15 protein-coding genes and 1 pseudogene are annotated in these 17,294 nt (G+C 74.3%); 10 read left to right on the forward strand and 6 right to left on the reverse strand.

Translation table 11 applies throughout. The features are described 5' to 3' along the window. The first annotated feature begins 102 nt into the window (after nucleotides 1–102). Entirely contained in the window at nucleotides 103–450 is a 348-nt protein-coding gene (locus tag ICW40_RS05040; RefSeq protein ID WP_221652740.1) for a DUF952 domain-containing protein, read from the forward strand. A 25-nt stretch (nucleotides 451–475) separates the two neighbouring features. On the opposite strand, the gene ychF is transcribed toward ICW40_RS05040, so the two are convergent. Then, complete coding sequence (gene ychF, locus ICW40_RS05045) at nucleotides 476–1,570, reverse strand: redox-regulated ATPase YchF (protein WP_221652741.1); 1,095 nt, start codon at nucleotides 1,568–1,570, stop codon at nucleotides 476–478. Nucleotides 1,571–1,807: 237 nt separating this feature from the next. Between ychF and ICW40_RS05050 the strand changes: the two genes are divergently transcribed. Next, the gene (locus tag ICW40_RS05050) at nucleotides 1,808–3,367 is read left to right on the forward strand and encodes an HNH endonuclease signature motif containing protein (RefSeq protein ID WP_221652742.1); all 1,560 of its coding nucleotides are present in this window, start codon (nucleotides 1,808–1,810) and stop codon (nucleotides 3,365–3,367) included. Beyond that, the gene (locus ICW40_RS05055; protein WP_221652743.1) at nucleotides 3,355–4,671 is read left to right on the forward strand and encodes a DNA recombination protein RmuC; all 1,317 of its coding nucleotides are present in this window, start codon (nucleotides 3,355–3,357) and stop codon (nucleotides 4,669–4,671) included. The genes ICW40_RS05050 and ICW40_RS05055 overlap by 13 nt, the downstream gene beginning before the upstream one ends. A 49-nt stretch (nucleotides 4,672–4,720) precedes the next feature. Here ICW40_RS05055 and ICW40_RS05060 read toward each other — a convergent pair whose 3' ends face one another. Beyond that, nucleotides 4,721–5,749 (reverse strand): 4-hydroxy-3-methylbut-2-enyl diphosphate reductase, encoded by a 1,029-nt coding sequence (locus ICW40_RS05060; RefSeq protein WP_221652744.1) that lies wholly within the window; start codon nucleotides 5,747–5,749, stop codon nucleotides 4,721–4,723. Between the two features lie 163 nt (nucleotides 5,750–5,912). On the opposite strand from ICW40_RS05060, the gene xseA reads away from it, so the two are divergent. The 3 genes from xseA (at nucleotide 5,913) to ICW40_RS05075 (ending at nucleotide 8,979) form a co-directional block, all read left to right on the forward strand. Next, entirely contained in the window at nucleotides 5,913–7,496 is a 1,584-nt protein-coding gene (gene xseA / locus ICW40_RS05065) for an exodeoxyribonuclease VII large subunit (RefSeq protein WP_308121636.1), read from the forward strand. A 140-nt stretch (nucleotides 7,497–7,636) separates the two neighbouring features. Continuing rightward, nucleotides 7,637–7,921, forward strand: coding sequence for an exodeoxyribonuclease VII small subunit (locus tag ICW40_RS05070; protein ID WP_221652745.1), 285 nt, complete (start codon nucleotides 7,637–7,639; stop codon nucleotides 7,919–7,921). Beyond that, a complete protein-coding gene (locus tag ICW40_RS05075) occupies nucleotides 7,918–8,979 on the forward strand; it encodes a carbohydrate kinase family protein (protein WP_221652746.1) in 1,062 nt (353 codons plus the stop codon). Before ICW40_RS05070 ends, ICW40_RS05075 begins: the two co-directional genes overlap by 4 nt. Nucleotides 8,980–9,174: 195 nt before the next feature. Here ICW40_RS05075 and ICW40_RS05080 read toward each other — a convergent pair whose 3' ends face one another. Beyond that, nucleotides 9,175–10,689 carry a hypothetical protein gene (locus ICW40_RS05080; protein WP_221652747.1) on the reverse strand — a complete coding sequence of 505 codons (1,515 nt, stop codon included), beginning with the start codon at nucleotides 10,687–10,689 and terminating at the stop codon, nucleotides 9,175–9,177. Nucleotides 10,690–10,984: 295 nt separating this feature from the next. Between ICW40_RS05080 and ICW40_RS05085 the strand changes: the two genes are divergently transcribed. The 3 genes from ICW40_RS05085 to ICW40_RS05095 are packed head-to-tail and all read left to right on the forward strand — an operon-like array spanning nucleotide 10,985 to nucleotide 13,607. Then, the gene (locus ICW40_RS05085) at nucleotides 10,985–11,404 is read left to right on the forward strand and encodes a DUF1761 domain-containing protein (protein WP_221652759.1); all 420 of its coding nucleotides are present in this window, start codon (nucleotides 10,985–10,987) and stop codon (nucleotides 11,402–11,404) included. A gap of 43 nt (nucleotides 11,405–11,447) precedes the next feature. After that, complete coding sequence (locus ICW40_RS05090; RefSeq protein ID WP_221652748.1) at nucleotides 11,448–12,104, forward strand: carbonic anhydrase; 657 nt, start codon at nucleotides 11,448–11,450, stop codon at nucleotides 12,102–12,104. 42 nt (nucleotides 12,105–12,146) lie between these two features. Further along, nucleotides 12,147–13,607: a class II fumarate hydratase gene (locus tag ICW40_RS05095; RefSeq protein WP_221652749.1), complete on the forward strand. Its 1,461-nt coding sequence runs from the start codon at nucleotides 12,147–12,149 to the stop codon at nucleotides 13,605–13,607. A gap of 175 nt (nucleotides 13,608–13,782) precedes the next feature. Here the strand turns inward: ICW40_RS05095 and ICW40_RS05100 are convergent, their stop codons facing one another. Together ICW40_RS05100 and ICW40_RS05105 are read right to left on the reverse strand one after the other, a co-directional pair. Further along, the gene (locus ICW40_RS05100) at nucleotides 13,783–15,093 is read right to left on the reverse strand and encodes a PhoH family protein (protein ID WP_221652750.1); all 1,311 of its coding nucleotides are present in this window, start codon (nucleotides 15,091–15,093) and stop codon (nucleotides 13,783–13,785) included. A 283-nt stretch (nucleotides 15,094–15,376) separates the two neighbouring features. After that, nucleotides 15,377–16,138, reverse strand: coding sequence for an isoprenyl transferase (locus tag ICW40_RS05105; RefSeq protein WP_221652751.1), 762 nt, complete (start codon nucleotides 16,136–16,138; stop codon nucleotides 15,377–15,379). A gap of 247 nt (nucleotides 16,139–16,385) precedes the next feature. On the opposite strand from ICW40_RS05105, the gene trhA reads away from it, so the two are divergent. Then, nucleotides 16,386–17,045, forward strand: a complete 660-nt coding sequence (gene trhA / locus ICW40_RS05110) for a PAQR family membrane homeostasis protein TrhA (RefSeq protein ID WP_221652752.1) — start codon at nucleotides 16,386–16,388, stop codon at nucleotides 17,043–17,045. Nucleotides 17,046–17,097: 52 nt separating this feature from the next. On the opposite strand, the pseudogene ICW40_RS05115 reads toward trhA, so the two are convergent. Beyond that, nucleotides 17,098–17,294, reverse strand: a pseudogene (locus ICW40_RS05115) (energy-coupling factor transporter transmembrane protein EcfT); the annotation flags it as partial.

Consider the following 17,294-nt stretch of genomic DNA (forward strand, 5'->3'; position numbering starts at 1 on the left):
AGGCTAGGCAGACGTCGCCCCGCGAGGCGATCGAGTTCGCTGCCCTGCCCGCGCCCGCCTGCGCTGAGACCGAGCCGGCCGACTGAGGGGTTGTATGCCGGCATGGCGATCTTCCATCTGGCGCACCGCGAGGACTGGGACGCGGCAGCGGTGCGCGGCTCGTACGAGGTCTCGACCCGCGGCGCCGAGCTGGCGGACGTGGGGTTCATCCACGCCTCGTACGCTCACCAGCTGGGCGCCGTCGCCGAGCTCGTCCACGCCGGTGATCCGGCCGAGCTCTGCGTGCTGGTGCTCGACCCGGCCGCGATCCGGGCTGCCGGCACGGCGGTCGTGGACGAGGACGGCGGGGACGGAGAGCTCTACCCCCACATCTACGGCCCGATCCAGCCGGCGTTCGTCACCGAGGTCCGCCCGGCCGCGTTCGACGCCGACGGTCGCTTCCACTTCTGACACGCCGTCGCGCGAGACCGCGGGGTCAGACGTTGAAACGGAACTCCACGACGTCGCCGTCGGCCATGACGTAGTCCTTGCCCTCGATGCGTGCCTTGCCGGCCGAGCGCGCCGCCGCGATCGAGCCGGCGTCGACGAGGTCCTGGAACGAGATGACCTCGGCCTTGATGAAGCCGCGCTCGAAATCGGTGTGGATGACGCCTGCGGCCTGCGGGGCCGTCCAGCCCTTGCGGATCGTCCACGCGCGGGCCTCCTTCGGCCCGGCCGTGAGGTAGGTCTGCAGGCCGAGGGTGTGGAAGCCGACGCGCGCCAGCTGGTCGAGCCCGGCCTCGTCCTGCCCCGACTCCGCGAGCATCTCGGCCGCGTCCTCGGGCTCGAGCTCGACGAGCTCCGACTCGAGCTTGGCGTCGAGGAAGATGCAGTCCGCCGGCGCGACGAGCTCGCGGAGCGACGCCTTCATCGCGTCGTCCGCGAGGCCGGCGTCGTCGGTGTTGAAGACGTAGATGAAGGGCTTGGTCGTGAGGAGCTGGAGCTCGCGCAGGGCGGCCGGGTCGACGCCGGCCTTCGCGAGGCGGTCCTGGGCTGCGAAGAGGGTGCTGCCCTCGGCGAGGACCTCCTGGGCACGCTGGGCCGCGGTGAGGACCGCGGCGTCCGTCTTCTTGCCGCGCACCTCCTTCTCGAGGCGCGGGATGGCGCGCTCGACCGTCTGGAGGTCGGCGAGGACGAGCTCGGTGTTGATGGTCTCGATGTCGTCCGCCGGGTCGATGCGGCCCTCGACGTGCACGACGTCGCTGTCGGCGAAGGCACGCACGACCTGGCAGATCGCGTCCGCCTCGCGGATGTTCGCGAGGAACTTGTTGCCGAGGCCCTCGCCCTCGCTCGCGCCGCGCACGATGCCGGCGATGTCGACGAAGGACACGACGGCGGGGACGATCCGCTCGCTGCTGAAGATGCCCGCGAGGGTCTCGAGACGCGGGTCGGGCAGCGGCACGACCCCGATGTTGGGCTCGATCGTCGCGAACGGGTAGTTCGCGGCGAGGACCTGGTTGCGCGTCAGGGCGTTGAAGAGGGTGGACTTGCCGACGTTGGGCAGGCCGACGATGCCGATGGTGAGAGCCACGGGCGACGAGTCTACGGGCGGTGGGTGGTGCAGGAGGCCGTGCACGGTCGCGGGTGGCGGGTGGTGCAGCAGGCCGTGCACCGTCGCGGGGGCACGCGGTGCCGTCCGCGCGGCGATGTCACGCGCGCGCTGCTGTGCCCGGGCGGTGCTGTCCACGGGGCGACGACGAGCCGCGCCGCGTGTCAGTGCCTCGCGATAGCGTTCGAACGTCAGTTCGATCCGGCGGAGGAGGTGGTCATGGCGGTGAGCACCACGACGGCGCTCGACTCGTCCGAGGCGCGCACCGCGACGGTGGTCGGGAGCCTCGAGCGGGCCGTGCGGGAGCTGTCCTCCCTCACGCAGGGCGCCGCCGAGCTGGGCCCCGGCGCGCGCGGGCACCTGCTCTCCGCACTCGACCGCGCCGTCAGCACCCTCACCGCGCTGCGTGGTCAGGTACTGGTCGCCGAGCGTTCGGCCGGCACGTGGCGGGGACGTGGTGACCCGACGTTCGCGTCGTGGCGGGCACGGACGTCCAGAGCGGGCGCGCGGCCGGTGCTCGCTCAGCTGCGGCAGGCGGACACGGCCGCGCTCCTCCCCCGGCTCGGCGCCGCAGCGCGGGAAGGGGCGGTGACCGCGGACCACATGGAGGCCCTCGCCCGGGTGGTGAGCGATGCGGCGGCGCCGGTCCAGGACGCGCTGGCACAGCCGGAGGTGCAGGAGGAGCTGCTGGCGGTGGCGAGCAGGGTCGACGCGGGCACCTTCGGCCGCGCCGCCGCGCGGATCGCGGCGCGCCTCGACCCACGCGGGCTCGAGCGCTCGCACCAGGCGCAGCGGGCGGCGAGGTACCTGCACGTCACCGACGCAGCCGACGGCACGAGGGTGAGTGGTCTCCTCGACCGGATGGCCGGCCACCGGCTGCGGCTCGCGCTCGAGGCGGTGAGTCCGCGGCCCGCCGCCGACGACGAGCGGACCTCCGAGCAGCGGCGCGCGGACGCTCTCGACGTCCTCGCCGAGGCCGTGCTCGCGGACCCTCGGACCGCCGGCGGTGCCGCCGTGCGGCCGCACGTGTCGTTCCACATGAGCGAGAGCACCTGGGCGGCGATCCGCGCGGAGCGGCGAGCGCGCGCGGCGGAGGACGCGCGGTCGGCCGGGCCTGACGGAGCCGACGGCGGCGTCGACAGTGACGCCGGGAATGGCGCAGCCGCCAGCGCGCCTCCGGTCGAGCCCGTCACCCTCGACGACGGCACGCCGGTGCCGCCCAGCGAGGTGGCGCGCGCCCTGTGCGACTGCGAGTTCACGCGGATGGTCATCGACGCGGACGGCGTCCCGCTCGACATCGGTCGCGCTCGCCGCACGTACACGGGTGCGCACCGGCGTGCGGTGGTCGCACGCGACCGGGGCTGCGGCTGGGCCGGTTGCGACGCGCAGGCTCGCTGGTGCGAGGTGCACCACATCCGGTGGTGGGACCGCGACGACGGCCCGACGTCCGTGGAGAACGGCGTGCTGCTGTGCACGTTCCACCACCACGAGGTGCACCGCCTGGACCTGGCGATCCGACGGGTGGGACCCGCGGCGACCGACGGCCGGATGACCTACTCCTTCACGAGCGCTGCCGCGCCACCGGGTGTTGGGCGCACACCGAGCGCTGCCGCACCGCCGGGTGGTAGGCGGACACCGAGCGCTGCCCCACCGCCGAGTTCTCCCTCGCCACCGGGCTCGACGCCGTCGACCAGGCCGCCACTGGCCGGGGCGCTACCGACGGCGTCCCCGCCGGACGTGTCGGAGGCGTCTGGGACGGTGCCGCCATGGAGATCCTGATCGCCCTGGTCGCGCTCGTGCTGGGCCTCGTCGCCGGCGGATGGGCCGCTGCCCAGCGCGCCGCCGAACGCGTCCGGCGGGCGGAGTCCGCGCACGCTGCGGCGCGCGCCGACCTGCTCGCCGAGCGGCGGCTCGCCGCCGAGCGTGCCGAGCTCGCGGACCGCGAGCGTGAGCGCATGGACGAGCACTTCCGCGCGCTCGCGGCCGACGCGCTCGCCTCGAACAACGAGCAGTTCCTCGCGCTCGCCGACCAGCGACTCGCGGCGAGCCACCAGGTGCAGGTCGGCGAGCTGGCGCAGCGCGAGCGCGCTGTGAAGGCGCTGGTCGAGCCGATCGCGCACGTCCTCGACCAGATCCGCACCGAGATGACCACCGTGGAGCAGCACCGGACGGCCGGCAGCGCGGCGCTCGCGGAGCAGGTGCGCGCGATGCACGAGACGTCGGAGCTGCTGCGCGGCGAGACGAGCCGGCTCGTCACGGCGCTGCGGTCGTCCCAGGTCCGGGGGCGGTGGGGCGAGCTGCAGCTGCGTCGCGTGGTCGAGGCGGCAGGGATGCTCGAGCACGTCGACTTCGTCGAGCAGGCGTCGGTGCGCACGGACGAGGGCCTCCAGCGGCCCGACCTGGTCGTCAGGCTCGGCGGTGGCAAGCACGTCGTCGTCGACGCGAAGGTCGCCTTCCTCGGCTACCTCGACGCGGTGCAGGCCACGGACGACGCCGTCCGTCGCGACCGCATGGCGGCGCACGCGCGCCACCTGCGCAAGCACGTCGACGACCTGAGCGGGAAGCGGTACTGGGAGCACATGGCGCCGGCTCCCGAGTTCGTCGTGATGTTCGTCCCCGCGGAGCCGTTCCTGCACGCCGCGCTCGAGGTCGACCCCTCGCTCTACGAGTACGCGATGGAGCGCAACGTCGTGCTCGCGACGCCCATGACCCTGGTCGCGCTGCTGCGGAGCATCGCGTACGGCTGGCGCCAGGAGGCGCTCGCGGCGAACGCCCAGGAGGTGCTGTCGCTCGGGCGCGAGCTGCACGGTCGGCTCGCGACGCTGAGCGGGCACGTGACCCGTCTGGGGCGGCAGCTCGACGGAGCCGTGCGCGCCTACAACGACTCCGTCAGCTCGCTCGAGTCGCGGGTCCTCGTGAGCGCCCGCCGGCTCGCCGAGCTCAAGGTGACCGACGACGAGCTCGAGACGCCGCCGCAGGTCGACCGCACCACACGTCAGGTGCAGGCGCCCGAGCTCGTGTCAGCACTCCGGCCGCGGGTGCTCACGTGGGACGAGGCCGACGTGGACGACGCGACAGGGTGAGGCGCGTCACCTCACCGGGTACCGGAGCGCCCGGCGACCGAGGCGACGGTCAGACCGGCTCGACGGTGATCGCGCGGCGGGCGCCGCGCGTGGGGCGCGGGGGTGCCTGACCGGCGGCCTTGAGGTCCGCGCGGAGCTCCCGGGGCAGCGAGAACATGAGGTCCTCGGTGGCGGTGCGCACCTCCTCGACCGAGCCGAAGCCGGCCTCCGCGAGGCGGTCGAGGACGTCGCGCACGAGGATCTCGGGCACGGAGGCACCCGACGTGACGCCCACGGTGGTGACGCCCTCGAGCCATGCGGGGTCGATCTCCACGGCGCGGTCGATCCGGTACGACGCCCGTGCCCCGGCGTCGAGGGCCACCTCGACGAGACGCACGGAGTTCGAGGAGTTCGCCGAGCCGACCACGATCACGAGGTCGCACGCGGGCGCGAGCTTCTTCACGGCGACCTGCCGGTTCTGCGTGGCGTAGCAGATGTCGTCGCTCGGCGGGTCCTGCAGGGAGGGGAACCGCTCGCGCAGCCGGCGCACCGTCTCCATCGTCTCGTCCACGGAGAGCGTGGTCTGCGACAGCCAGACGACCTTGTCGGGGTCCCGGACCACGACGTCGTCGACGTCGTCCGGCGAGTTCACGACCTGGATGTGGTCCGGTGCCTCACCGGCGGTGCCCTCGACCTCCTCGTGGCCCGTGTGTCCGATGAGGAGGATGTCGAAGTCGTCGCTCGCGAAGCGCACGGCCTCCTTGTGGACCTTGGTCACCAGCGGGCAGGTGGCGTCGATGGTCTGGAGCGAGCGGGCGGCCGCCGCGGCGTGGACGGCCGGCGAGACGCCGTGCGCGGAGAAGACGACGCGCGCGCCCTCGGGGACCTCGTCGGTCTCGTCGACGAAGACGGCGCCGCGCTCGGAGAGCGTCTCGACGACGTACTTGTTGTGGACGATCTCCTTGCGGACGTACACGGGCGCGCCGTAGTGCTCGAGCGCCTTCTCGACCGCGATCACCGCGCGGTCAACACCCGCGCAGTAGCCGCGGGGGGCGGCGAGGAGCACGCGCTTGGCGTCGGTCGAGGTGGGGGTCACCACCTCAGTCTACGGAAGGGCCCCTCAGACCCCGGCCCGCGGGCCGGTCGTGCGCTCAGAGCGCAACGTGACGCTCGCCACCGGCTGGGGCACGCGTCGCCACCTCGCCACCGCGGCCCTCACGCGACGGCGCGGTCACGTCGGTGCGGGATGGCAGGCTGGGGACGTGAGCGAGCAGGTGGGGACCGCGCCGGCCCTGAGCGACCCTCCGGCCCGGCGCCAGCCGCTTCCTGCGCGCGCCCTCGAGACCACGCCCGCGCGTCCCTGGCCGGTGCGACATCTCTCGGCGCGGATCGGCGAGTACGTCCACCGCATGCCCGGTGTGTGGGTCGAGGGGCAGGTCGTCCAGCTGAACCGGCGGCCGGGCGCGTCGCTCGCCTTCCTCACGCTCCGGGACATCGACGCGGACATCTCGCTGCCGGTGAGCCTCCACACCCGGGTCCTCGACGCGGCGGCGAGCACCATCAGCGAGGGCGACCACGTCGTGGTCCACGTGACGCCCCGGTTCTGGGCCAAGCGCGGGACCCTCCAGATGGAGGCCGACGAGATCCGGGCAGTCGGGCTCGGCGACCTGCTCGCGCGGATCGAGCACCTCAAGCGGCTGCTCGGGTCCGAGGGCCTCTTCGACGCCGCGCGCAAGAAGCCGCTGCCGTTCCTGCCCGCCGTCGTCGGCCTGGTCTGCGGGCGGGAGTCCAAGGCGGAGCACGACGTCGTCGTCAACGCGCGGGCGCGCTGGCCGCAGGTGCGGTTCGAGATCCGCGAGGTCGCCGTGCAGGGCCTGCGCGCCGTGCCCGAGGTCGGCGCGGCGATCGCGGAGCTGGACGCACGGCCGGACGTCGAGGTCATCGTCGTCGCGCGCGGCGGTGGCTCGGTCGAAGACCTGCTCCCCTTCAGCAACGAGGCGCTCGTGCGCGCGGTGGCTGCGTGCCGCACGCCGGTCGTGAGCGCGATCGGGCACGAGACCGACGCGCCGCTGCTCGACCTCGTCGCCGACCACCGTGCCTCGACCCCGACCGACGCCGCCAAGGCGGTGGTGCCGGACGTCACCGAGGAGCGGTCCAAGGTGCACACCGCCCGGACGCGCCTGCGCAGCGCGCTCACCGGGATGCTGCACCGCGAGTCCGACCGCCTCGCCGCCGTGCGGTCCCGTCCGTGCCTCGCCCGGCCGGAGGCGATGCTGGAGCACCGTCACGCCGACGTCGGCCGGCTGCGGGATGCCGCTGCTCGTGCGCTCGACGACGCGCTGCGCACCGCCGACGCCGACGTCGAGCGCCTCGCCGTGCAGGTGCGCGCCCTGTCCCCCGCCGCGACGCTCGCGCGGGGCTACGCCGTCGTCCAGCGCGCGGCCGACGGCGCCGTCGTCCGGTCGCCCGGCGAGGTGGCGCTCGGGGACAGGCTGCGCGTGCGCGTGGCGCACGGCGAGCTGGCCGTGGACGTCGCACAGGGCCCCGCTGCGGATGCGGATGACGTGATCGACGGCGCTCCTGGCGAGCCCCCGCACGTGATCGACGGCGTTCCCGGCGAGCCCCCGCACGTGACCGACGGCGTTCCTGGCGAGCCCCCGCACGTGACCGACGGCGTTCCCGGCGAGCCCCCGCACGTGACCGACGGCGATTCCGGCGAGCCCTCGGACGCCACCGACGGCGATTCCGGCGGATCGGCGGACGTTGGGACCGCGGCGAAGTCACGCGCGTCCGCGGGGTCGAGCCCGCGCCGTGCGAGGGCGCCGCGCCCCAAGCCGGCCGGTTGACGGGCTGACGCGCCGACGGGCCGACGACCCGGGGTTGGCAGGGGCGATCCGGCTGACTGACGCGCCGACGGGCTGGCGAGCACGCGCCCGACCTGCGCGACGAACCGCGGGCTGTCGGCGGCGCACGCTTTACTGGACCCGTGCCGTCCCCCACACCACCCCGACCGGTCGCCGACCTGAGCTACGAGCAGGCGCGCGACGAGCTCGTGTCCGTCGTGCAACGCCTCGAGGCGGGCGGCGAGACCCTCGAGGGCTCGCTCGAGCTCTGGGAACGCGGCGAGGCGCTCGCCGCGCGCTGCCAGGAGTGGCTCGACGGCGCCCGTGAGCGGCTCGAGACCGCACGGACGAGCCGCACGGGCGCGAACCGTGACCGTGCAGCGGGCGACGAGCCCACCGACGACCCCGACGACGAGGACGCGCGATGACCGAGCCGACCACCCCCTCTCCCGACCTCGCCACCGGTGTCGCGGAGCCGCCGTCGGGGGTGGTGGAGGGCGACGTCACCGAGCGGGCGTTCGACCCCGCCCCCGAGGACAGCGCCGTCGTGGCGTCCGAGCCGGCCGAACGCCGGGCGCTCGTGGTCGGCGAGGCGCTGGTCGACGCCGTGCGCGCCGCCGACGGCTCCGTAGAGGAGCACCCGGGCGGGAGCCCGGCGAACGTCGCGCTCGGGCTGGCGCGGCTCGGCCGTGAGGTGGACCTGCTGACGTGGATCGGCGACGACGAGCGCGGCGCGATGATCCGCCGCCACCTCGAGGCGTCGGGCGTCGCCGTGGCGCCCGGGAGCGACAGCGCGTCGAGGACGTCGGTCGCCACCGCCGTGCTGGACGCCGACGGCGCGGCGACGTACGACTTCGACCTGTCCTGGCACGTCCCCGAGCGCTGGGCCTCGCCGCCGGCTGCACCGCTCGTGGTGCACACCGGCTCGATCGCCGCGGTGCTCGAGCCCGGGGGCGCCGACGTCGCCAACATCCTCGCCGCCCACCGCGACTCCGCGACCCTGACCTACGACCCCAACCTCCGGCCCTCGCTCATGCCGCCGCCGGAGGAGACGCGGCCCGTCGTGGAGGCGCTCGTCGCGATGGCGGACGTGGTCAAGGTGTCCGACGAGGACCTCGCGTGGCTCGAGCCCGGGAGCGTCCCCGTCGAGGTCGCCCGTCGGTGGGCGGCCTCGGGTCCCGCCCTCGTCGTCGTGACGCGCGGTGGCGAGGGGGCGACCGCGATCACGGCCGCGTTCGAGCTCGACATCGCCGCGCCGCCGGTCACGGTCGCGGACACGGTCGGTGCGGGTGACTCCTTCATGGGCGGGCTCATCGACGGGCTGTGGTCCGCAGGGCTGCTGGGAGCCGATCGGCGCACCGCGCTGCGCGACGTCGACGAGGTCACGCTGAGGTCGCTGCTCAGCCGCTGCGCCGAGATCGCCGCGATCACGGTCAGCCGGCCGGGCGCCAACCCCCCGACGGTCGCCGAGCTCGAGCAGCGCTGACTCCGGCGCGCGGTGCTGCCGGTACCTGGCAGACACGCGTGATCGACCAGCGCCGAGCCCGGCGCGCGGTGCTGCTGGTACCCGAGAAGGCGCGTGGTCGGGCGGCGGTGAGCCTGGCGCGCGCTGCCGCGGGCAGCCGCCAGGCGTGTGCGTTGGGGCGTCTCTGGGCCTCCGCGAGCGTGAGGTCGACGGACGTCAGTCCTCGGCGGCCTGTCGGTCGAGCTCGTCGAGCGTCAGCAGCACCAGCGACGCCGTCCACGCGAGCGGCGCGACGGCGGACGGGCTCCCGTCCCACAGCACCTTCTCGGGCAGAGCGCCCTGCGCCGTGCGGTGGGCGTCGAGCCAGTCGAGGGTCGCGGTCGCACGGTCCGTATCGCCCGACGCCGCCGCGGTGAGCGCGAACATCGCCGTCGTGGGCGTCCACGAGACACCGTCGCGCTTCCACCCCGCGCCCGGGGCCAGCCCGCCCGCCGGGCGCGCCATCGAGGCGGCCGCCTCGTGCCACGCCGCCTCGACCGTGGGGTCGAGCGGCGCGAACGGGGGCATGAGGAAGGCGACCGCCGTGTCCTGCTGCTGACCGCCGAGCCGGCGGGGGTAAATCGGCGCGAACCGCTCCACCCCCTGCTCGAGCAGCCGCTCGAGGGGGGCGGTGGGGGGCAGGTCGAGGGCGTCGACGACGTCGGCCGACGCACGCACCCCCGCGAGCAGGGGCGCCGCGGTCCCCAGCGTCGGCACCCGTTCGCCGACCTCCCAGTAGTCCGGGAACACGCCCGGCAGACCCGTCCCCGGGTCCACATGAGCGCGGATGGCCTCGAGCGACGACTCGACCAGCGGCCGGAGCTCCTCGAGCTGCGCGTCACGGTCCGGCGCGTTGCGGACCTCAGCCCGCGCGTCGGCGTCGGCGTCGGCATCGAGGTCGGCATCGGCGTCGGCGTCGGCATCCAGGTCGCCGTCAGCATCGGCATCGACATCCGCCTCAGAGCCGGAGTCGCCGTCGCCGTCGCCGTCGCCGTCCCCGTCGCCGTCGCCGTCGCCGTCGCCGTCGGCAATGGTCTCGAAGTCGGTGTCAGCGTCGCCGTCAGCGTCACTGTCGCTGTCGTTCTCCGTGCCGTTGCCGTCGGCCGCGGCCGCGTACCACTCCGCGACCGCCCACAGGACCCAGCCGTTGCCGTCGAGCTGGAGCCCGCGGTCGTCGGGCACGTCGCCGTCCCCGTCGGGGAGGTAGCGGGCCTCGAACACGCCCTGCGTCGACCGCGCGAGCTGCATGTCGCGCAGGTACGTCAGGATCTCGTGGGCGTCGTCGGCGTGGCCCGTGCGGGCGAGCGCGACGGCGGTGAACGACGCGTCGCGCGGCCACACGTACCGCCAGCCGGGGCTCGCCGCCGCGATCGCCGCGCCGCCGGGCAGGACGAGCGTGTCGATGTCGCGCAGCGCCTGCTCCGCGAGGTCGGCGTAGCGCTCGGGACCGGGGACCGTGCCCTGCTCGAGCCAGGCGTCCTGCCGGCGCTGCTGGGTGGCGTCGGACTCCGCCGTGTCGCCCACGAGGACGATCTCGGGATGCCCGGACGCGTCGAGCACGACGCCGTCGGAGTAGAGCGGGATCGCAGCGAACGCGGGCTCGAACGGGCTGGACGCGGCGCCGCACGAGGCGACCACGACGATCGCGAGCGCGCCACCCAGCGCGAGACGCCATCTGCCAGCACGAGCCACGGGGAGACGGTACCGGGCCGTGATCGCTTCGTGACCTCCGCGGCACGGGCCCGGCACGAGCGGGACGCGCCGGACGCGCCGGACGCGAACCGCGGCCGTCGCCGTCGGCCGTGCGCTCCCCGTGTCGACGACGCGGCGCGTCGTGGCGGTGACGCGGCGGTCCTGGCGATGACGCGGCGCAGCGTGGCGGCGAGGCGGCGGTACGTGGCGCCGACGCGGCGCGCCGTGGCGACGGTGGACGCGGTCGGGGCCGGCGAGGACGATGACTGACGCCCGAGTCGCGCAGGAGGTCACCGTGGTTCCCGAGGTCAACATCTGGGCGGTCCTGGTCGCCACCCTGTCCACCATGGTGGTCGGGTCGATCTGGTACACCCCGAAGGTCTTCGGCACCTGGTGGATGCAGGCGGCCAAGGCGGACCGCGCGAAGGCGGAAGCGGCCGGCATCCGGCCGATCCTCGTGACCGTCCTCGTGAGCTTCGTGTCCGCGTGGGTGCTCGCCGGGGCCACGTCGATCGCGCACGAGTTCTACGACGGCGCCTTCCTCACGGACGCCCTGGTGACGGGCCTCTTCCTGTGGGCCGGCTTCACCGCCGCCCGGTTCGTCACGCACGACGCCTTCGAGGGCCGCCCCGGCCGGCTGACCCTGCTCAACGTCGCCCACGAGCTCGTGACCGTGCTGGTGATGGCGCTCATCATCGGCCTCTTCGGCATCTGATCACGTCGCGCGGCGCGGTGAGCGCGGCTGCCACTATGTCGCCATGCCGCACCGACTCAGCCCCGCACAGGCCTGGACCGCGCTCCTCGAGGGCAACGACCGCTTCGTCCGAGGCGAGATGCAGCACCCGTCCCAGGACGTCGCCCGCCGCGCGCAGGTGAGCACGGCGCAGGACCCGTTCGCGGTCGTCTTCGGCTGCTCCGACTCGCGCGTCGCAGCCGAGATCATCTTCGACCGCGGGCTGGGCGACCTGTTCGTGGTCCGCACCGCGGGCCACGTGGTCGACACGACCGTCATCGGCTCCATCGAGTTCGGCGTCGACGTCCTCAGCGCCCCGCTCGTCATCGTGCTCGGCCACGACTCGTGCGGCGCCGTGGGCGCGGCCGCCGAGGCCCTGAGGTCGGGTCGCATGCCGTCCGGCTTCGTCCGCGCGATCGTCGACCGGGTCATCCCGAGCATCGTCGCCCTGCCCGACCCGGCGACCGACAGCGCGATCGACCCGTCCGCGCCGCACCTGGCCCCCTCCGCCGCCGACCTCGGGCGCGAGCACGTCCGTCACACCGTGCGCATGCTGCAGAGCTACTCGGCGGGTCTCAGCACCGCGGTCGCCGAGGGCCGGTGCGCCGTCGTCGGCCTCGAGTACGCGCTCGCCGAGGGGCGCGTGCGCCTGGTCGAGGCGAACGGGCCGATCGAGGGCTGACGGGTCGCGAGCACCCCCTCGACCGGTGCGAGGATGGTGACCATGACCGACTCCACCGAGGGCACCGCTGCCCAGGCCACCCCGGACGTCCGCGAGGCGCAGGGCGTCCCCGCCGGGTTCCGCGTCGAGCACGACACCATGGGCGACGTCCTCGTCCCGGCCGACGCCCTGTACCGCGCGCAGACGCAGCGCGCCGTCGAGAACTTCCCGATCTCCGGGACGCGCCTCGAGCGCGGGCACATCGAGGCCCTCGCCCGCATCAAGAAGGCCGCCGCCCGCGCGAACGCCGAGCTCGGCGTGCTCACGGAGGACGTGGCCGCCTCGATCGTGGCCGCCGCCGACGACGTCGCGTCCGGCGCGCACGACGCCCAGTTCCCGGTCGACGTCTTCCAGACGGGCTCGGGCACGTCGTCGAACATGAACACCAACGAGGTGCTCGCGACGCTCGCGACGCGCCACCTGGGCCGCGAGGTCCACCCCAACGACCACGTCAACGCGTCGCAGTCGTCGAACGACGTCTTCCCGACCTCCGTGCACGTCGCGGCGACCGCCGGCGTCGTGCGGGAGCTGGTCCCCGCGCTGGAGCACCTCGCCGGTGCGCTCGACCGCAAGGCCGAGGCCTTCGCGCACGTCGTGAAGTCCGGCCGGACGCACCTCATGGACGCGACGCCGGTGACCCTCGGCCAGGAGTTCGGCGGCTACGCGGCCGCCGTCCGCTACGGGGTCGAGCGCCTGCAGGCGGCCCTGCCCCGCGCGGCGGAGGTACCCCTCGGCGGCACCGCGGTCGGCACGGGGATCAACACCCCGGCCGGGTTTCCGCAGCGCGTCATCGAGCTGCTGCGCGAGGACACAGGCCTGCCCCTCACCGAGGCGCGCGACCACTTCGAGGCGCAGAGCGCGCGGGACGGTCTCGTCGAGCTGTCGGGCGCCCTGCGCACCATCGCCGTGAGCCTCACCAAGATCTGCAACGACCTGCGCTGGATGGGTTCCGGCCCCAACACGGGTCTCGGCGAGATCTTCCTGCCCGACCTCCAGCCGGGGTCGTCGATCATGCCCGGCAAGGTCAACCCCGTCGTGCCCGAGGCCTTGCTCATGGTCGCGGCTCGTGTGGTCGGGAACGACGCGACGGTCGCCTGGGCCGGTGCGAGCGGCTCCTTCGAGCTCAACGTGCAGATCCCCGTCATCGCGCAGGGCGTCCTCGAGTCGGTCCGGCTGCTCGCCAACGCCTCGCGGCTGCTGGCCGACCGGACGGTCGACGGCATCGTCGCGAACGAGGAGCGCGCGCGTGCCTACGCCGAGTCCTCGCCGTCGATCGTCACGCCGCTCAACCGCGTCATCGGCTACGAGGCCGCGGCCAAGGTCGCCAAGCACGCGGTGAAGCAGGGCATCACCGTGCGTCAGGCGGTGGTCGACCTGGGCTTCGTCGAGCGCGGCGAGGTCACCGAGGCGCAGCTCGACGAGGCGCTCGACGTCATGTCGATGACGCGGCCGCCGCAGGCCTGACGACGCACGACGCGGCTGGGCCCCGGCCTGATCACGCACGCACCACCCGTCGGCCGCGTCCCCGTGCTCGTGCGCGGGGGTGCGGCCGACGGCGGGGACGGGCTGCCCGACGGCGGCGACGGGCTGTGCTCGAGCAGCATCGCGCTCGCGGGCCGGCCCGTCGCCCGACCGACCCTCAGACCTCGATGCCCTCGAGCAGCTCGGTGACGAGCGCGGCGACGGGCGACCGCTCGGAGCGCGTGAGCGTCGTGTGCGCGAACAGCGGGTGGCCCTTGAGCGCCTCGATCACGGCCGCCACGCCGTCGTGCCGCCCGACGCGGAGGTTGTCGCGCTGCGCGACGTCGTGCGTCAGGACCACGCGCGAGCTCTGCCCGATCCGCGAGAGCACGGTGAGCAGCACGTTGCGCTCGAGCGACTGCGCCTCGTCGACGATGACGAACGCGTCGTGCAGGGACCGGCCGCGGATGTGCGTGAGGGGCAGCACCTCGAGCATGCCGCGGTCCATGACCTCCTCGACGACCTCCTGGGACACGAGCGCCCCGAGAGTGTCGAAGACGGCCTGCGCCCAGGGCCCCATCTTCTCGGACTCGGACCCGGGCAGGTACCCGAGGTCCTGCCCCCCGACCGCGTACAGCGGCCGGAACACCATGACCTTGCGGTGCTGACGCCGCTCGAGCACCGCCTCGAGGCCCGCGCACAGCGCGAGCGCCGACTTGCCCGTCCCGGCGCGCCCGCCGAGGGACACGATGCCGATCTCCTCGTCGAGCAGCAGGTCGATCGCGATGCGCTGCTCCGCGCTGCGACCGTGCAGCCCGAACACGTCCTGGTCCCCGCGCACGAGCCGCAGCTGCTTGTCGGCCGTCACGCGCGCGAGGGCCGAGCCGCGCGGCGAGTGGACGACGGCGCCCGTGTGCACGAGGAGGGGCCCGACGTCCTGCCCCGTGAGGTCGACGTCGGCGAGGTCCAACCGCTCGTGCTCCCACAGCGACGCCATCTGCTGCTCGGCGACCTGCAGCTCGGTCATGCCCGTCCAGCCCGAGTCGACCGCGAGCTCGGCCCGGTACTCCTCGGCGGTGAGCCCGACGGCGGACGCCTTGACGCGCAGCGGCAGGTCCTTCGAGACGAGGGTGACGTCACCACCCTCGTCGGCGAGGTTCTTGGCGACCGCGAGGATCCGGGTGTCGTTGTCGCCCAGCCGGAAGCCGGCGGGCAGGCAGGCCGGGTCGACGTGGTTGAGCTCGACCCGCAGCGTCCCGCCCACCTCCCCGATGGGAACCGCCTCGTCGAGCCGGCCGTGCTGCACGCGCAGGTCGTCCAGCATGCGCAGGGCGCTGCGCGCGAAGTAGCCGAGCTCGGCGTGGTGCCGCTTGGCCTCGAGCTCGGTGATCACCACGACGGGGAGCACGACGTCGTGCTCGGCGAAGCGCAGGATCGCGCGCGGGTCGGACAGCAGGACGGAGGTGTCGAGCACGAACACACGGCTCACGGGAGCTCCTCCCGGCGCAGGTCAGCGCCGTTGTGGCTGCCTGGCGCCGGTCGCGGACCGGCGCCCTGCTGGACGGGCCCGGTCGGCCGGCCCGAGGGCCGGTCGCGGGCCCTCCTCCCGGAGCGTGTGCTCCATGGGCTGGCCTCCCGAGGGACGACAGGCGTCGTCCGATGTCGCGGACGCTACGCCCGGCCGCCGACACGGGCGCGTCGCGACACGCCGCCGCACGAAGCGTTCACCAGGACGTCACCCGGGCGGGTGCGGCGGGCGCCTCGGCGGCCCGTCAGCGCCCGAGGCGTCGCTCGCGCGCCGCGTACGAGCGCAGCGCGCGCAGGAAGTCGACCCGCCGGAAGTCCGGCCAGTACGCCTCGCAGAAGTAGAACTCGCTGTGCGCGCTCTGCCACAGCAGGAAGCCGCCGAGCCGCTGCTCCCCCGACGTCCGGATGACCAGGTCCGGGTCCGGCTGGCCCTTGGTGTAGAGGTGCGCGGCGATGTGCTCGACGTCGAACGTGTCCGCGAGCTCCTCGAGCGACGTGCCGCTCTCGGCGTGCTCGCGCAGCAGCGACCGCACGGCGTCGGCGATCTCCCGTCGCCCGCCGTAGCCCACGGCGACGTTGACGTGCAGCCCGACGACGTCCGCCGTCGCCGCCTGCGCGTCCTTGAGCGCCGCGGCCGCCGCGGCGGGCAGCAGGTCGAGCGAGCCCATCACCTGCAGGCGCCAGCGACCGGTCGCGGCCAGGTCGGCCACGGCACCCTGGATGATCGCGACGAGCTCCGCGAGCTCCTCGGGCGAGCGCGAGAGGTTGTCGGTCGAGAGCATCCAGAGCGTGACGACCTCGACGCCGGCGTCCTCGGACCAGCGCAGGAGCTCCGAGATCTTGTCCGCGCCGCGGCGGTGCCCGGTCGACGCCTTCTCGCCGAGGCTGCGCGCCCAGCGGCGGTTGCCGTCGAGGATCACCCCGATGTGCCGCGGCACGGCGTCCCGCGGCAGGGATGCCGCGAGCCGACGCTCGTACAGCCCGTACAACGGGTGCGGCAGGCGCATGCGGTTCCTCGTCGGCGTGGTGGCGGGACCGTGGGCCGTCGCGCCGCGCGGGCGGTCGACGGTGCACGGTGGGCGTAGCGTCGACGTCACGGTACAGCGCCGCCACGAGCGACCGCCCGCAGGGCGCGCGGAGCGGTCGGAGCCGTACCTACGCAGTAGTAACTTACGCTAGCGTAGGTTTCGCCACGGTGGCACCCACCGAACCACCTCGTCGTCCGCCCGGGCGACGCACCCCGAAGGAGGACCGATGGCCGCCGAGGTCGCCGACGCCGTCAAGCCGCGCCTGCGCGGATGGGTGCACGCCGGGACCGCGCCGATCGCCGTCGTCGGCGCCGTCGTGCTCGTGCTGCTGTCGCCGACCCGCGAGGCGCGCCTGTCCACGGCGGTGTTCGGGCTCAGCGCGATCCTCCTGTTCGGCACGAGTGCCGTCTACCACCGCGGCACGTGGTCGCCACGCGTCGCGGCCGTGCTGCGCCGCCTGGACCACACGAACATCTTCCTCATCATCGCCGGGACCGGCACGCCGCTCGCCGTGCTCCTCCTCGAGCCGGGCCTCGCGCGCGTCCTGCTGATCGTGTCCTGGACGGGCGCGATCCTCGGGACGCTCGCGCGCGTGTTCTGGCTCGACGCCCCGCGGTGGCTGTACGTCCCGGTCTACATCGCGCTCGGCTGGGTGTCGGTGGGCTTCATGCCGCAGTTCTGGCAGAGCACGCACGGTCCCGCGATCGTGTGGCTCGTCGCGCTCGGCGGTCTCGCGTACACCGCCGGCGCCGTCGTCTACGGCACCAAGCGACCGAATCCGAGCCCGCGCTGGTTCGGCTTCCACGAGATCTTCCACGTGCTCACCGTCATCGGCTTCGGCTGCCACTACGCCGCGGTGCTGCTCGCGACGACCGCGGCCGGCTGACCGGACAGGCCCGCCCGTTCAGACCGGCCGGCCGACCAGGCCCGTCCTTCGATCAGCTCGGCCCGCCGAGCAGCACCACCACGAGGACCGCGGCGACGGTGAGCACGAGCACCGCGTCCCGCGGGCCCACGCGCGCGGGCACCCAGACGGTCCGCTCCCCGCGCGCCAACGCGCCGAGCCCGCGCGTCTCGAGCGCGACGGCGACCCGCTCGGCGCGGCGCACGCTCGTCGCGAGGAGCGCGAACGCCG

Origin of the sequence: Actinotalea ferrariae, assembly GCF_019733465.1 — a bacterium.
GTDB lineage: Bacteria > Actinomycetota > Actinomycetes > Actinomycetales > Cellulomonadaceae > Actinotalea > Actinotalea ferrariae_A.

Coding starts and splice junctions, on each gene's coding strand:
- ICW40_RS05040 (WP_221652740.1), top strand. CDS start 103: ATGGCGATCTTCCATCTGGCGCACCGCGAGGACTGGGACGCGGCAGCG.
- ICW40_RS05050 (WP_221652742.1), top strand. CDS start 1,808: ATGGCGGTGAGCACCACGACGGCGCTCGACTCGTCCGAGGCGCGCACC.
- ICW40_RS05055 (WP_221652743.1), top strand. CDS start 3,355: ATGGAGATCCTGATCGCCCTGGTCGCGCTCGTGCTGGGCCTCGTCGCC.
- ICW40_RS05075 (WP_221652746.1), top strand. CDS start 7,918: ATGACCGAGCCGACCACCCCCTCTCCCGACCTCGCCACCGGTGTCGCG.
- ICW40_RS05090 (WP_221652748.1), top strand. CDS start 11,448: ATGCCGCACCGACTCAGCCCCGCACAGGCCTGGACCGCGCTCCTCGAG.
- ICW40_RS05095 (WP_221652749.1), top strand. CDS start 12,147: ATGACCGACTCCACCGAGGGCACCGCTGCCCAGGCCACCCCGGACGTC.
- ICW40_RS05105 (WP_221652751.1), bottom strand. CDS start 16,138: ATGCGCCTGCCGCACCCGTTGTACGGGCTGTACGAGCGTCGGCTCGCG.
- trhA (WP_221652752.1), top strand. CDS start 16,386: ATGGCCGCCGAGGTCGCCGACGCCGTCAAGCCGCGCCTGCGCGGATGG.